This is a genomic window from Psychrobacter sp. Ps6 (assembly GCF_022129235.1).
Taxonomy (GTDB): domain Bacteria; phylum Pseudomonadota; class Gammaproteobacteria; order Pseudomonadales; family Moraxellaceae; genus Psychrobacter.
Genome location: NZ_JADQAI010000007.1, coordinates 158,668 through 174,534, shown reverse-complemented (window position 1 = coordinate 174,534; position 15,867 = coordinate 158,668). Strand labels below are relative to the sequence as shown.

14 protein-coding genes are annotated in these 15,867 nt (G+C 44.5%); 7 read left to right on the top strand and 7 right to left on the bottom strand.

The features are described from left to right. Positions 1-241: 241 nt before the first annotated feature. The gene (locus tag I3255_RS09910; protein WP_238038681.1) at positions 242-928 is read right to left on the bottom strand and encodes a DNA glycosylase; all 687 of its coding nucleotides are present in this window, start codon (positions 926-928) and stop codon (positions 242-244) included. Positions 929-1,286: 358 nt separating this feature from the next. On the opposite strand from I3255_RS09910, the gene upp reads away from it, so the two are divergent. Further along, positions 1,287-1,946, top strand: coding sequence for a uracil phosphoribosyltransferase (gene upp, locus I3255_RS09905; RefSeq protein ID WP_201600324.1), 660 nt, complete (start codon positions 1,287-1,289; stop codon positions 1,944-1,946). Between the two features lie 72 nt (positions 1,947-2,018). Continuing rightward, the gene (locus I3255_RS09900) at positions 2,019-2,771 is read left to right on the top strand and encodes an SDR family NAD(P)-dependent oxidoreductase (RefSeq protein ID WP_238038680.1); all 753 of its coding nucleotides are present in this window, start codon (positions 2,019-2,021) and stop codon (positions 2,769-2,771) included. Between the two features lie 19 nt (positions 2,772-2,790). Here the strand turns inward: I3255_RS09900 and I3255_RS09895 are convergent, their stop codons facing one another. Continuing rightward, positions 2,791-3,444 (bottom strand): hypothetical protein, encoded by a 654-nt coding sequence (locus I3255_RS09895; RefSeq protein ID WP_238038679.1) that lies wholly within the window; start codon positions 3,442-3,444, stop codon positions 2,791-2,793. 173 nt (positions 3,445-3,617) lie between these two features. Between I3255_RS09895 and I3255_RS09890 the strand changes: the two genes are divergently transcribed. Continuing rightward, the gene (locus I3255_RS09890; protein ID WP_238038678.1) at positions 3,618-4,574 is read left to right on the top strand and encodes an alpha/beta hydrolase; all 957 of its coding nucleotides are present in this window, start codon (positions 3,618-3,620) and stop codon (positions 4,572-4,574) included. A gap of 174 nt (positions 4,575-4,748) precedes the next feature. Continuing rightward, positions 4,749-5,585 carry an alpha/beta hydrolase gene (locus I3255_RS09885; RefSeq protein WP_238038677.1) on the top strand — a complete coding sequence of 279 codons (837 nt, stop codon included), beginning with the start codon at positions 4,749-4,751 and terminating at the stop codon, positions 5,583-5,585. 86 nt (positions 5,586-5,671) lie between these two features. Here I3255_RS09885 and I3255_RS09880 read toward each other — a convergent pair whose 3' ends face one another. After that, the gene (locus I3255_RS09880) at positions 5,672-5,905 is read right to left on the bottom strand and encodes a DUF1653 domain-containing protein (protein ID WP_238038676.1); all 234 of its coding nucleotides are present in this window, start codon (positions 5,903-5,905) and stop codon (positions 5,672-5,674) included. A gap of 59 nt (positions 5,906-5,964) precedes the next feature. Next, positions 5,965-7,179 carry a tyrosine--tRNA ligase gene (tyrS, locus tag I3255_RS09875; protein ID WP_238038675.1) on the bottom strand — a complete coding sequence of 405 codons (1,215 nt, stop codon included), beginning with the start codon at positions 7,177-7,179 and terminating at the stop codon, positions 5,965-5,967. A gap of 143 nt (positions 7,180-7,322) precedes the next feature. On the opposite strand from tyrS, the gene I3255_RS09870 reads away from it, so the two are divergent. The 3 genes from I3255_RS09870 to I3255_RS09860 all read left to right on the top strand — a co-directional run bounded on the left by I3255_RS09870 (position 7,323) and on the right by I3255_RS09860 (position 11,192). Then, entirely contained in the window at positions 7,323-8,699 is a 1,377-nt protein-coding gene (locus tag I3255_RS09870; protein WP_238038674.1) for an anhydro-N-acetylmuramic acid kinase, read from the top strand. A gap of 153 nt (positions 8,700-8,852) precedes the next feature. Beyond that, positions 8,853-10,187: a beta-ketoacyl-ACP synthase II gene (gene fabF, locus I3255_RS09865; protein ID WP_238038691.1), complete on the top strand. Its 1,335-nt coding sequence runs from the start codon at positions 8,853-8,855 to the stop codon at positions 10,185-10,187. 180 nt (positions 10,188-10,367) lie between these two features. Next, entirely contained in the window at positions 10,368-11,192 is an 825-nt protein-coding gene (locus tag I3255_RS09860; protein ID WP_238038673.1) for a hypothetical protein, read from the top strand. Positions 11,193-11,301: 109 nt separating this feature from the next. On the opposite strand, the gene I3255_RS09855 is transcribed toward I3255_RS09860, so the two are convergent. The 3 genes from I3255_RS09855 to I3255_RS09845 form a co-directional block, all read right to left on the bottom strand. Further along, on the bottom strand, positions 11,302-13,119 hold the full coding sequence (locus I3255_RS09855; RefSeq protein WP_238038672.1) for an aminopeptidase P family protein: 1,818 nt from the start codon (positions 13,117-13,119) through the stop codon (positions 11,302-11,304). A gap of 272 nt (positions 13,120-13,391) precedes the next feature. Next, positions 13,392-14,957: a peptide MFS transporter gene (locus I3255_RS09850; RefSeq protein ID WP_238038671.1), complete on the bottom strand. Its 1,566-nt coding sequence runs from the start codon at positions 14,955-14,957 to the stop codon at positions 13,392-13,394. 291 nt (positions 14,958-15,248) lie between these two features. Next, positions 15,249-15,704: a hypothetical protein gene (locus I3255_RS09845; RefSeq protein WP_238038670.1), complete on the bottom strand. Its 456-nt coding sequence runs from the start codon at positions 15,702-15,704 to the stop codon at positions 15,249-15,251. Positions 15,705-15,867: the final 163 nt, after the last annotated feature.

The following is a 15,867-nucleotide window of genomic DNA, read 5'->3' as shown; positions in this document are numbered from 1 at the left end:
GCGTATTATAGAGGGTTTAATTTTTGTGTCAACCTGTTTTATTAATGTTTTTGGAATTATTTTAGCAGAATGTAAAAATGGTAATTTTTTCAATAGGTTAGATATTTAATAATTTAAGATAATTGATGGGTAGTTGGAGATGCGCTCTGAACAATCGACCTGCCAGATATATTATCGGGTTTTACTGACTGCATAAGCTTCTCTATTTCTAACATCCATCTATAAAGAATTATCTTTTATATTACAACTTACCCACCCTCTCAAAAAACGCCTTATATGCAGCGACTTTCTTATCCAACGATAACGGATAGGCACGTGAGGTCGATGGTAATCTATATAAGGTCAAATTATTAACTTCAGTAGTTTGTTCATCGTTTTGCCACTGATAAGGGTAATCCATCCTTTGATTGGTTTTTGGATGCTTTGATTTGGCAATTGGCTCGTCTAATAACCCTAGCAGTACCTCTGTCGCTTTACCGCCCGTGGTAAATAAGGTCTTCACTTTTTGTACTTGCGGCAAGATAATATCTAAATTAACGGGTGTGACTACCGTTAGATTTTTATCCGAAGCATTGCCAGTCTCTCGAATAGCTTGCTTGACTGTCGGACAAGAAGCAATGCCACGTTCAAACATAAAATCTCGAATGCGTTCAGGGTCAAAGCGCTTCTCATCGCCTACTCTAAAGTAGTCAGCGTCATCGAAGAATACTCCGCCATAGATACGCCACATATCATTGTAAAAATTGGGATAATGAAAGCTCATTGCCCACTTATCAGCCGTCGGTGGAAAAGTGCCCATCATCATGACCGTGGCATTGGCCGGTAAGACAGGCTCAAAGGGGTGGTTTTCAACCTCTGTGGCTTTGCTATCAGACAATTTCGATTCAGTATCAGCAGTTTTTTGGGTGCTTGGTGTTTTTATAGTCATGATATTCTTCATCAGAAAAGCAGTTTTTTTGGTATCATAGCAAGTCTAAACACTACCTCACTCATAATCACGTTATATAGTCAAACTTAGTCGGTTCAATCAGTTGACTCAAATAGCGCAATATCATTTTACTTAGCCTGAATTGCTTAGGCTTTGATGGCAGCTGTGAACGCAAATATTGTCATGGCGATAAATGAGCACTGTCATAGAGTAGTTTATTAGCTTGATTATGAAGAGTTTAACTTTACTATTTATGAGCTAAAGATATGGTTAAAGTGCGGTAAGTGTTTGTATCTTTTATACTAATAGCAACCGCAGTAACTGCGCAAGCATCAGACAAGAAACCGAGAGAGATTCTATGAGTGACTTAAACAGCGATTTAAAAATTACGGTAATCGATCATCCACTAGTCCGTCATAAACTCAGCCTCATGCGCGAAAAAGACTGTAGTACTTATAAATTTCGTACATTAACCAAAGAGCTTGCGCGCTTGATGGCTTATGAAGCAAGCCGCGATTTTGAAATTGAAACCTTCCCAATGCAAGGCTGGTGTGGCGAAATCACTGGTGAGCAAATCATTGGTAAAACGGCAACTATCGTACCGATTCTACGCGCAGGTATTGGCATGCTTGACGGGGTGCTCGACTTGATCCCTACTGCTAAGATTTCTGTAGTCGGTCTACAGCGCGATGAAGAAACCTTACAGCCAGTCCCTTTCTTTGAAAAATTTGTTAGCCACATGGATAAACGTCCTGCGCTTATCATTGACCCAATGCTAGCCACGGGCGGCTCAATGGTTGCGACCATCGAGATGCTAAAGAAAAACGGCTGTACGAATATTAAAGCATTGGTACTCGTGGCTGCACCTGAAGGCGTACGCTTGGTCAATGAAGCACATCCTGACGTGACTATCTATACCGCTGCATTAGATAGCCATTTAGATGAGCATGGTTACATCATTCCAGGTCTAGGCGATGCTGGTGATAAGATTTTTGGTAAGCAATTATCAAATAGATAAGTTGCATTAGGATAAAAAAGCCGTCATCAAGGTTATGATAGAAACATGCAGCATCAACAATAAGGACAAATCATGAACGTATTGATTACAGGAGCAAGCGCAGGTTTTGGTAAAGCGCTGGCAGAGCGTTTGGTTGCGAATGGTCATCGCGTGGTTGGGTGCGCTAGACGTATCAATAAGCTAAATGCTTTGGCAGATACTTTGGGTGATGCGTTTTTGCCTGTGGTGATGGATGTGAGCGATACGGATTCTATCCCGCAAATCATTGCTGACTTGCCTGATGACTTTAAACAGATTGATGTCTTGGTCAATAATGCAGGATTGGCACTCGGTACAGAGCCTGCCCACAAAGCCAGTCTCGATGATTGGATGCGCATGACGGATACCAATGTTAAAGGTCTAATGGCATTGACTCATGCCGTCTTGCCAGCAATGGTTGAGCGCGATAGCGGATATGTCATCAATGTCGGCTCGATTGCTGGTAGCTGGCCATACTTTGGTGGCAATGTGTACGGCGCAACCAAAGCCTTTGTCAAACAATTTAGCCTAAATCTACGTGCTGATCTTATCGGTACGCAGGTGCGTGTGACCAATATTGAACCGGGCGTAGTTGCGGGTACTGAGTTTTCAAACGTGCGCTATCATGGTGATGATGACAAAGCGGCTAAAGTCTATGATGGCTTTAAGACCATGACAGGTGAAGATATCGGCGATATATTATTGTGGTTGATTGAATCGCCTGCGCATATCAATGTCAATCGTTTGGAAGTGATGCCAGTCGCACAAACCTATAACGGTCTGACGGTGGCTAAAAAAGACAGTTAAAAGCGCATCTATTTAACAATCAGCGTAACTCGTAAGACCGAAGCAATATAGATGTCTCTATATTGCTTTTTTTTATGTCCTCAATCGTGACCTCATTGACCAAGCGCAAGTCCTGAAAGTCCATAATCAATACTTCATTGCGTAAGCGCTCGCTAGTGCGCTTATTATGACGTATCGGAAACCCTAATACTTGCTTACCGACGATGGTGATTTGATTAACAATCATCTTTGAATGAGAAACCTGATGGGTCGCCACTTTTTGCGCGTTAATGATTGCCGTGGCTGGATTTACGGTGGTGGTGAGTAGCTTTGTTTGTCGTACCACTTTGGGCATCTCTCCTGCAAAGAACAGTACCTGATCTAATGGCATATACTGCGCATGACGGGTCAGCTCTTGACGAAACAAGGCAGGCATTTCTACATTAAAACTGTCTTCTGTTTGTTGATAAAACGCGGTAAAGTTGCGATGCAGATACCGTCCAAACACCGTGGCATTGATCCATTCTTGATAAATATCGTTCGCCAGTAGTCGCTTGGAATAGCTATTGGCATCTACCGTAACCTCATTATTTAGCATCGATAATAAAAGCGCTTGTGGACTGATAAATGTCTGTTGCTCCCAGACTTGTGGATACAAGCTACTATCCAATGACGAAAATATCGATTTGCTCATACCCTTCTATCCTTATCAGTGATCGCTACTGCTTTTACCATTAGTCAAATTCTATGCTATGGTCAGATGACTGCTTCAATATAGCAGCCTTTTATTCGCGGTAAAGCCCATTTTGTAGCGATATGTCCCGAAAAATTAAAAGATGGCTTGATAACCAAAAGTGATGTCATTCTATGAAAAGGCCCCTTCTTTCTCTACTCACATCATATCAATTACGAACAATTGACATAAAGACAGCTGATGGTACGGCGCTACCCGTGTCTGTCATTGGGAATGGTAAACCCGTCATGATGATGCATGCTTATGGCATGGATGCACGTGAGTTTTTGCCTTTTATACTGCCACTAATGGGTAAATATGAATTTTACTTGCCACATTTTCGAGGTTTTGGTGCGGCAAAAAATATTGAGTTGACGCAGTTTGATTTCGTGCATCAGTACGCTGATGATATCGATGCGGTAATTGAGCATGTCTGTCTTGAACGGCAGATAGAGTCGTTACCTGTGGCCGCGATTTCTATGGGTGCATTGGTGATGTGGTCTTATTTTGAACGTTTTAGTTCATCACGGGTGAGTCGCTATCTGAATATCGATCAAAGCCCTGTGATTCACAATCAACCAGATTGGCAAGGCGGACTGTTTGGGGATCGGCAAAAAGAGATGTTTGCTGTGTTTCAAGACATTGTCGATAGGACACTACCCTATGCGCAAGTTGAACACTTTACGCACTTGCCGTTTTCTCTCAAACGCCATGTGACCGATGTCGAAAGATTGTTTTCTTTACTCTCTGTCAGCCGTCCACGCTCGAAAGCTGTCGTACAAGCACTTACTCATCAAAACGATCATAAGCTGGCATTTTATAATCACCAAACATGGCAACATAAAATGCGCTGCCTGCAAGCATATTTGGCGATACCTTACGATTTTCGTGCAGGTATAGCGAACGTCACCATCCCAGTGGTCAGTCTCATTGGTGGACAATCAAAACTCTATGACCCCAAATGGCAGCAAGAAATCACACGTATGCTACCCAATGCTCGTGACGTTATTCTGCCACGCTCAGGACATGCCGTGCCAATAGATGAGCCATTGCAATTTCATAAGATACTAAAAGAATTTCTACAAGATTGACTAGGATTTTACACAACCACTTTATAATTACTACTATAACTTTACAACCTGTCATAGTAATTAACTTGGGCTGATTCTATACTAAAAAACTGATGCCAATCACTGCGAATAGTAGTTACTGACAAGCATCAACATAAAAATATATGAATATAATAATATCAAAAGGATAAGATCATGCCCTACGCTACCGTTGCAACACAAGACGATCAACCGGTCGAACTCTATTACGAAACCCAAGGTACTGGCAAACCTGTCGTACTCATTCATGGCTGGCCACTTAGTGGACGCGCTTGGGAAGCGCAGCTGCCTGCGCTAGTCGAAGCTGGCTATCAAGTCATTACCTATGATAGACGCGGCTTCGGTCAATCGTCCAAACCATGGAATGGCTATGATTACGATACCCTAGCTCAAGATTTAAAAGGTCTAATGGAAGCGCTCGATTTACAAGATGCGACTATCGTTGGATTTTCTATGGGCGGCGGCGAAGTGGCTCGCTATTTGGGTAAATACGGCTCAGAGCGTGTCAGCAAAGCGGTACTTGCCTCTGCTGTTCCGCCGTACCTGTTTAAGGCAGATGACAACCCTGATGGCGGTCTTGAAGAAGCAGATATTCAAGGGTTCTTGGATGGCGTCAGCGATGATCGTATTAACTTTTTAAACGACTTCACCAAGAATTTCTTTACGCCAAAAGACGGTAAGTCGCTGGTCAGTAAGCCTATGCGCTTATACAACCGCGATATCGCTGCTTTCGCTTCTGCTAAAGCAACCTTTGATTGCGTCAAATCGTTTAGCTATACCGACTTCCGCGATGACTTAAAAGCGTTTGATGTACCAACCTTAGTCATACATGGTGATGCGGATCAAATCGTTCCGTTTGAAGCAAGCGGTGAACGCTCTCACGATATGATTGCAGACAGTAAACTGCATGTCGTTGAAGGTGGTCCACACGGTATCAATGTAACCCATAGCGAAGAGTTTAATAAAACATTGATTGCCTTTTTGAATAGCTAATTGACTGTCTATATATATAATAAAAAAACGACCTCAACGGGTCGTTTTTTTATTTTCTGAAATTAATGTTTGATCGTTATTAAGCACTAATCGTTTAAGGGTTGAATCAATTCAAACCTTGGAATCTCTTTGCCATCAACGGTGACCGTCTCAGCAAACATCGCAAGTGGGCGTACCCACACGCCGTACTCACCGTACAGACAACGATAGACCACGAGCGACTCTTCAGTCTCTGAATGCTGCGCGATATGTAACACTTGGTAAAGGTTACCTTTGTAATGGCGATAGATGCCTTGGGTTATGGTAGCTTGATTTGTCATTATTACAGTTTACTCTTTATGCTTGGTTATTTACTCGCTATGACAGATTGAGCAATCACTTAAGCAACCGTCACTTTTGCATAGGCTTTCTTGCCTGCTTGAATCACAACCGTTTGACCTGAGCTTAAGCTAAAGCCAGCATTGACCTCTTCGCCATCGACTTTGACCGCGTTGCGCTTAATCATGTCTTTAGCCGCTGCACTATTTTTAGTCAAACCTGCTTGGTTTAATATCTGTGTGATAAACAAGGCCTCTTGACCGTCCTCAAGCGTCAATGTCACTTCTGGCAAATCCACTGGCAACTCACCATCTGCTAAGACGTTACCCGCTGATTTGTGCGCATTTGCAGCCGCATCAGCATCATGGAAACGCTCGATTAGCTCTTCGGCTAGGACACGTTTGATTTCTTGTGGGTTACGCCCGTCTTCCATCTCACGCATTAAGCCTTCCACTTCTTCCATTGGCTTAAAGCTTAAAAACTCAAAGTAGCGATGGATCAAGGTATCTGGCATCGATAGAATTTTTTGGTACATGGTGCCTGGCGCATCATAGATGGCGACATAGTTGCCGAGTGATTTGGACATTTTATTGACACCGTCCAGTCCTTCTAAGATCGGCACCGTAATACAAACTTGTTGCTCTTGGTCATAGCGTCCTTGCAATGTGCGACCCATCAACAAGTTGAAGGTTTGATCCGTACCGCCAAGCTCAACATCCGCTTTTAGCGCGATAGAATCATAGCCTTGCACTAACGGGTAGAGAAACTCATGAATTGAGATAGGCGTTTGCGAGGCATAGCGTTTCGAGAAGTCATCGCGCTCAAGCATACGCGAGACCGTCTGCTGGCTCGCAAGCTGAATCATATCGGCGGCGCTCATGTCTTTAAACCACTCAGAGTTAAAGACCACGCGGGTTTTTTCTTTGTCCAAGATTTTGAATACTTGCTCAGCATAGGTCGTAGCATTGGCTTTAATTTGCTCATCAGTCAATGGCGGACGCGTGCTGTTTTTGCCAGAAGGGTCACCAATTTTAGCGGTATAGTCACCGATTAGAAAATAAATCTCATGACCCAAATCTTGAAAATGCTTAAGCTTATTGATCAGTACCGTATGACCTAAATGCAGATCAGGCGCGGTCGGATCAAAGCCTGCCTTGATACGTAGTGGACGATTTAGCTTTAGCTTAGCGACTAAGTCGTCTTCAGATAAAATCTCTTGCGTGCCGCGCTGAATAAGGGCCAGCTGTTCTTCTAGGGTATAAGTTTGATTGGTCATGGTTCTCTCTATATGTCGCTTTAATTAGGATTTTTATAAATGACAGTTACTGGCTCAACACCTTATGACGTTTAGAAGCTCAAAAGGTTGGAAAAAATGCTAGAATTTGACGGATATACTAGCGTTTTTTAAGGTAAATTGCCATGACCAACCCCGCATCGATTGCTGATACTGACCATAATGCCCTCGCAGACTTGCTTATGAATAATGGTTTGGATAATAGCTCAGACGATATTGATGATTTGACCTCCGATAATTCGAACTATGCCACACTGACCGATGCGCTTGAGCAAACGGTGTTTGAAAGCTTTGATGACGGCTTATATATCGGCATGATGTCAGGCACTAGCTTGGATGGTATGGATGCGGTTGTTTGTCAGTTTAATAATGACATGGGCGATACCGAAAATACCAGTAATAAAGACAGCACCCAACCGCCAATGCAGCTGCTTGCGACGTATAGTCAAGACTTCCCACCACGATTGCGTGAGGTCCTACTGGCATTATGTCAGCCCAATGGTGTGAATCAACTCGTACCAGAGGCCGATGAGCCGAATAGCGAGCTTGACTGGTTTGGTTGGGCAAGTCGCGAATATGCGGAATTTGCCAGCGAGGTAGTCAATACCTTATTACAGCAAGCAAATATCGATGCAGAATCAGTACTGGCAATTGGCTGTCATGGGCAAACAGTACGCCATCGTCCGCAGATGGGTTTTAGCTTGCAATTGGTCGATGCCAATATCATCGCTGAGCGTACAGGCATTAGCGTTGTCAGTGATTTTCGTCGCCGTGATATGGCCGTCGGTGGTCAAGGTGCGCCATTGGTTCCTGCCTTCCACCAAGCACTGTTTGGCGCATCCGATAACACACGCGTGATATTAAATTTGGGCGGTATTGCTAATATAACCGTCTTGCCTGCTGACGGAAAAGATCGGGTTGTTGGCTACGATACTGGACCTGCAAACTTACTATTGGATGCGTGGACAGTACTACATACTGATAATAGCTATGATGCGAGTGGTGCTTGGGCACAGTCTGGAATCATCATTGAACCGCTATTACAGCAGCTTTTGGCACATCCATTTTTTGCTCAATCTCATCCAAAAAGTACTGGCCGCGAAGATTTCAACTTGGCTTGGCTACAGGATGAGCTACAAACATTCGATCAGACTTCTGTCTATACCCGCTACTCATCTGCAGATGTACAAGCCACTTTGACTGAGCTAACCGCCATCAGTGCAAGCGCCCAGATCAGTAAGTTTACAACTAATGATAAAAACAGCTCGGTGTATGTCTGCGGTGGCGGTGCATTAAACGACTATTTGATGACGCGTCTACGAGCCCATCTGCCCCACTCTACAGTGATGACCACTGAGCATTTAGGGCTGGCACCAACATGGGTTGAGGCAGTCGCTTTTGCTTGGTTAGCCAGACAAACACTAATGGGTGAAACTGGTAATTTACCTGCTGTAACTGGTGCCAATAAAGGCGTGGTATTGGGGCAAGTTTGTTTTGCCTGACCAGTTAGATTTTAGTTTACATACGTGCACCTATGTGTTTTATAATAACTTTAAGAACGCCATCCTCTTAGGACCCGTAAGTATAGGACATATCGCATGAGCCAACACAGCACTTCACCTATCGACCAAGCCACCAATGATGACACCAATAATATGACCGCAGCTCCTGTATACAAATCGCGTCAAAAACCCCCTCATTACGAGCGCTCTGATGTTACGCGTGTGGTCGTGACAGGTATGGGTGCCATTACACCGCTTGGTCTAGATATTGATAGCTCATGGACCAAACTGCTCAATGGTGACAGTGGTATCTCACCGATTACGCATTTTGATGCGACTGGCTACCGCGCGCAAATCGCAGGTGTGATCAAAGACTTTGAGGCCAAGCAGTACATGAGCGCCAAAGATGCGCGCCGCTATGATGAGTTTATACACTACGGGATTGCAGCGTCTTCTATGGCACTACAGCACGCTGGTCTTATCGATGAAGTCAGTGCTGCTGATGCGCCAGTACAAGGGGTTGATCAAGATCGCTTTGGTATTATATTGGGTTCAGGTATTGGCGGTATCCAAACCATCGAAAACAGCCGCGATACCCTACACGAAAAAGGGGCTGCCAAAGTCTCACCCTTTATCATCCCAGGCTCTATTGTCAATATGGCAGCAGGATTGGTCGCGATTAAGCACAACTTAAAAGGGCCAAATCTTGCGACATCAACGGCCTGTACTACCGCAACTCACGCTATCGGTCTTGCAGCGCGTTTGATCGCCTACGGTGATGCCGATGTGATGTTGGCTGGCGGTAGTGAAAAAGGCTCAAGCCCACTTGGTATAGCAGGATTTAGCGCCATGCATGCTCTCTCAACGCGTAACGATGAGCCAACCAAAGCATCACGTCCGTTTGATAAAGGCCGTGACGGTTTTGTACTTGGTGACGGTGCTGGCATGGTCGTCTTAGAAAGCCTTGCCCACGCTAAAGCGCGCGGTGCCACCATACTGGCAGAGCTGGTCGGGTTTGGCATGAGCGATGACGCCAGTCATATTACCGCACCACCAGAAGACGGTAGCGGCGCTGCAAAAGCCATGCGCAATGCACTCAATGATGCTGGGATTGAACCCGCAAGCGTCGGTTATGTCAATGCGCACGGTACCAGTACACCTGCAGGTGATGTCGCTGAATCAATTGCTATCGAAACCGTGTTTTCACCAGTGAAAGACAGTATTTTGGTGAGCTCAACCAAATCTATGACAGGACACCTACTTGGTGCAGCGGGCGGCGTGGAAGCTATATTTACCGTACTTGCCCTACAGCATCAGCACGTGCCACCAACGATTAATCTAGAAGAGGTAGAAGACAACTGCAATCTCGATTACGTGGCCAATCAATCACGTAAAGTCGATAACTTGCAATATGCTGTATCCAACAGTTTCGGCTTTGGCGGTACCAATGGATCCTTGATATTTGCACGCTGGCCTATCAACCACTAATAGCCAAAAGCATATCGTGCGATGCGATACCGCGTTTTTGCATTACCGCGTTGTCAAATTGTCGAATTGTCACTTTGATACGTCTGAACATTGTAACGTTGGTGTCAGTTTGGCTACGTTTGTCCACTTGCAGCCCCTTATCGTACTTGCGTATGATAAGGGGTAATTTTTGGAACATTTATGGAAGATACCATGTCAAGCTACTCATTTTCCCATCAGTTTTATCAGCGCTGGACGTGTGCACCGGATCCAGTACGCGCCGCAATCACCCAAGAGCTAAAAGATATCACCACCCTACTGCAAGCAGATACCGTATTTGAAAGCTTCACTTTTCATACACATGACTTAGATACCCATGTGGACGAGCTGTATGACAACTATAATGCCGAGCAAGCCATCGCTAAGGCAATCATAGACAAACAAGAACAAGAACGCGCGGCAGCTGAAAAGCAACAGTTAGAAGAAGAACAGAAAAAAGAGGCCGAAGAAACTGCGCGCAAAGCAGAAGCTACGCGACGTGAACAAGCAGAGACAGCTCAAAAAGAACAAGAAAAAAATGAGCAGCTAGCAGCCGACAAAAGCAGTATGGATGAAAAAACCATCTCTGATAAAGGCGTCACAGATAACGATACTGATGACAATTCAGAAATTAAAAAAACTGACTCTGAAGTAGCCGATAATGAGAGTAAGACTAGCGATCATAAAAACGCTGATAGCAAAACCATAAGCGATCAAACTAATGCGCTGGTCAATCATAATCTCAAAGACATTAATAATAACTCCAGTGCAGCCATCAACTTGGTATTAGAAGACAGTGAGCTGGATCCGGCGGATCAAACGTTAATTCGTGAGCTTGAAAACCAAATCGACGACTACTTGAGTGAGCAAATGATGCTCATGTCTGAAAATCTGAAATCTTGGCTACGTGCTGAGATGACTCAGCATTTCAGCGAGCAAAATACGTCAGCTACTACTGAAAACGCGGCTAAGAAAAATATTCACTAACGGCAACAACCCCTATTTTCTAAAAAGCCTTGCAGCACAAACATTAAAATGCCCCGTAAATAATTTACGGGGCTTTTTAGTACTTTTAGTTAATGTTTTGAGCTGGGTACTAGATGGCTTTGGTACGTTCAGTCAACCACTCAAGGGCGGCACCTTCTACGCGATCATTTAGCTCAGCATATACTTGGCTATGATAGCTATTTAACCAATCAATTTCGACTTGATCCAGTAGTGATGGCTCGATCAAACGCGTGTCGATTGGGCAATAAGTAATGGTTTCAAAGTGTAAGAATTGACCAAACTCTGTCTCAGTAGGATTGGCAACTGGTGTATTCACGACCAAGTTTTCGATACGGATACCCCATTTGCCCTCGCGGTACAAACCTGGCTCATTACTTGAAATCATACCGACTTTCATCGCACGCTCTTTTGGTGTACTGGCGCTATAAGCGATCACTTGTGGACCTTCATGCACGTTTAAGAAATACCCAACACCGTGACCAGTACCGTGGCCATAGTCCATCTGAGCCTGCCACAATGGTGCGCGGCAGATCGCATCAATCAATGGGGAGGCGATACCATCAGGGAAATGAGCACAGGCAAGTGCAATATGGGCTTTGAGTACGGTCGTAAAGTCGCGTTTGTGCTCAGCGGTAACTTGTCCAATACCGACCACGCGGGTGATATCTGTCGTACCGTTTTGATACTGAGCGCCTGAGTCAATGAGTAGTAAACCACCTTCACCCTCAGCCACATCAAGATAGCTAAACTTCTCTGGGGTTGCGCGGTAATGCGGCAATGCCCCATTTTCATTGAAACCAGCGATGGTTGGGAAGCTTGGCGATACATAATGCGGCTGACGGCTACGCACCTCTATCAGCATACTATCTACATCCAGCTCACTTAGGCGCTCGCCTGCTGCTAGACGCTGCTCAAACTCAGAAAAGAACTCCGCTAAAGCCGCGCCGTCTTGACGCATTGCCTCACGCACATGATCAATATCTGAGTCAGACTTGACAGATTTAAGCAGTGTACTCGGTGCCATCTGCTCAATAAAGCCAACATCATCTGCCATTTTGGACAAAGTGCCGACTGCGATTTTACTTGGGTCTAATAATAACAAATCTTCCGGTGTTAACGAACTCAATGCATCTTGTACCGCAGAGTAATCAGCCAATGTGATACCGCTGTCTTTTAGACTTTGGGCAATATCTTCGCTCACTTTATCGGTATCAACAAATAACGTTGCGCTGTCTGTATCAATCAACATATGTGCTAAGAACACTGGGTTGTAATCAACATCAGCACCGCGCAAGTTCGTCAGCCAAGCGATGTCATCTAAGCTTGAGAGTAGATGATGGGTTGCGCCAGCATCCTTCATGCCTGCGCGTACTGCCGCAAGTTTTGAAGTCGCAGGCTGCGCAAGAAACTGCTCATCGTGTGCATACAATTTAGCATTAGGCAGTGCTGGACGATCTGTCCAAACGCTCGTCAATATATCGCGTTCAGTGATTAAGGTAATGTCATTGGCATCAAATGCATTCAATAGTCGATCTTGCTCAGCGATAGAGAGCACATTGCCATCAACTGCCACGCTATCTCCTTCTTGCAAATGCTCGGCCAGCCAATCGATATGATTTGGTTGACCAGGCGCTAGCTTCTCCAAAGTGATACCCGTACCCTCTAGCTGCTCAGCTGCGTGTACCCAATAACGGCTATCCGTCCATAGACCAGCAAAATCAGCAGTCACGACAAGCGTCCCTACTGAACCCGTAAATCCTGATAGCCACTGACGGGTTTGCCAATACTCTGGCAAATACTCAGACAGATGTGGATCAGCAGAGGGCACGATGATCGCAGTGAGGTCTTGAGCCACTAGCGTTTTGCGTAGCGTATCGATACGCTCTTGAATGATTTGTTTATTCATGATAGGTGTCCTTATTTATTTTAGATAAATTATTTAGAAATCGAGAGGTGAGTAGCAACTATGAATAGTCGTCTTATTAGATGCCGCTTAATAGGATTGCAGCAGAACATAACTAGATGTTTGGGCAGAATGTAGGCTTTCAATAGCCTAAAAAATATCTCACTAATTAAAACAATAAAACGTGCTGCCAGTTATGGTAACACGTCTTATCATGAGTTATGGACTGATTCTATGGGCATGATAGAGGATTTGTATACACCAATTATCTGTCTTTATTGGCTTACCTCGTCAGCGTGCTCGCTTTTTTGCAGCATATTATTGATAGGTTTGGCCAATACCAGCAGTATCACGGCAGAGACTACCAAGAAGATCGTCATAGTGGTAAACAAAGTCGGCAGACCTTCGATTTTGTCCGCTGAGACATGACCACCAAAGAAGGCCGCGACCAAGTTACCCATCGCAATAGAAGCAAAGAACAATCCCATCATCTGACCTTGCATGCCTTTTGGCGCAAGCTTGGTCATTGATGACAGACCTACTGGGCTAAGCGCTAACTCACCAAGGGTCAATAACAGCAGACTCCCCACCAACCATAAAGGCGAGGCTAAGCCAGCACCAGGCGCTAAGATACTTTTTGATGCAAAAATCATCAAAGCAAAACCGGCAGCTGCAAGTAGCATCCCGAGTGCAAATTTTGCCATACTGCTCGGCTCAAGACCTCGGTTACCCAGCTTGACCCAGATAATACTAACGATAGGCGCCAATATTAAAATAAATAATGGGTTCAACGACTGAAACCAAATGCTTGGTATTTCAAATCCCATAACATTTAGATCTGTATAACGATCAGCAAATAAGTTAAAAGAGGTTGGCTGCTGCTCAAAACTTGACCAAAACAGCGTCGAGCCAATGATTAAAATAAAACAGATCAGTAAGCGCAGTTTGTCCGTCTTATCCAATCGTGGTGAAATAAACATAATGGCAAAGTAAAGGATGACGACGGCAGCAATGATATAGGTCATATACTCTGCGACCAGCTCAGGGTTAAACGATACCATACCTGTAGAAACTAACAGCACAATGGCGACTAACAGCGCAACAAAACCACCTACCCAGCGGCCAATGTTTTTGTAGCGGTCATTGGAGTGTTCCCACTCGGCATCGATACCTTTGGCTCGCGCAAAACGCGTCAAATTCTTTTGAGCGACAAAACGATAGATGAGCAAAGACACTAGCATCCCCAAACCACCGACACCAAAGCCGACGTGCCACATGCCTTTTTCTTTAAACACACCGACGATAAGTGCAGCCAATAACGCGCCGATGTTAATACCCATATAAAATAAGGTAAAACCGCCATCACGGCGAGAGTCACCCTTAGGATACAAAGCGCCAACCATCACTGAGATACAGGTCTTAAATAACCCTGACCCTAAGACGATACAGATCAAACCAACGAAAAATAACGCCATCCCGAACACAGCGGAGAGTGCAATACATAAGTGACCAAGGGCAATCACAATACTACCCCACCACAGTGCACGCTCTTGACCCAGCCAGTTATCTGCTAGCCAACCGCCCGGTACGGCTGCCAAATATAATGAACCGGCAAAAATACCATAGATAGCAGAAGCCGTGACTTCATCAAACCCAAAACCACCACTACTCACTGTTGCTACCATAAATAGCACGAGTAGCGGACGGATACTATAGTAAGAGAAACGCTCCCACATCTCAGTAAAAAACAACGAGCGTAATGGCGCAGGGTGTCCCATAAAGCCATTGTCTAGTGCTTGCAGCTCAGCCGCACTAGCTTCTGATTTTGATTGTGTACTCACAACTTTATTCCTTTAAAGATTATTTTGGTAATGACCAAATGCCTAATTATTCCGATAAGCGGTCATATAGGCGGAACATTGTTTCACTTGGTTATAACCAAGTAAAGAAAAAGTTGGCTAAAAATTACACAAATACCCACAAAAAAGCTCGCTCTCAATCGCTGAGAACGAGCTTTTTTGTGGTCTTCAATGCAGTCCTATCATATTGATATTACTGTTAGTAGAGGCTTTGATAACCACTCATTTAAGAGTTGTTTTTGCTATATAAACAATCAGTTGCAATGTCAAAAATTACTGCGCTACTGCTGTGTCATCAGCGGCAGTGCCAGCATCCCCAGCATCTAAGTCACCATCCGCTTGCTCAGCAGTCAAATCAGCATCGGCAACTGCTGCTTGGCTTACTGTACCAGAAGCGGTCGCTGTACCTGCTTCTGCAGTGACAACTGCACTATCTGCATCTGTCGCTGGTGTAACGGTTGCATCTGCAGCCGTATCAGGTGCTGCTGCATCTACTGGTGCTGTTTCAGCATTTGCTTCAGTCGGGGCAGCAGCGTCTTCGGTAGCAATGGCTTCTGCTTCATCAGCGGCCTCTGATGTTTCCGTTGGCTCAGCCGTAATATGCTCACCAGCTGGACGCAAAAATGCAGAAACACCAATAAGTAAGACAATACCTAAGAATAAGGCAATGCCACCTAGAGTGTATAACAGCTCTTTTTTTGGATTGTTATTGACGATACCTTCTGACATACCTTATCCACCTTGCACAAAATATTTGAAATATTGACCTATTATATCGCAATTTATACTGATTTGTGAAAACCCTTAAGTATTTAAAGGGTTTATTATCAACAATTTTACTATTCGCTTTTAGCGTTGATGACAGTTATTTACTCAAACTGCTAACTGTCAT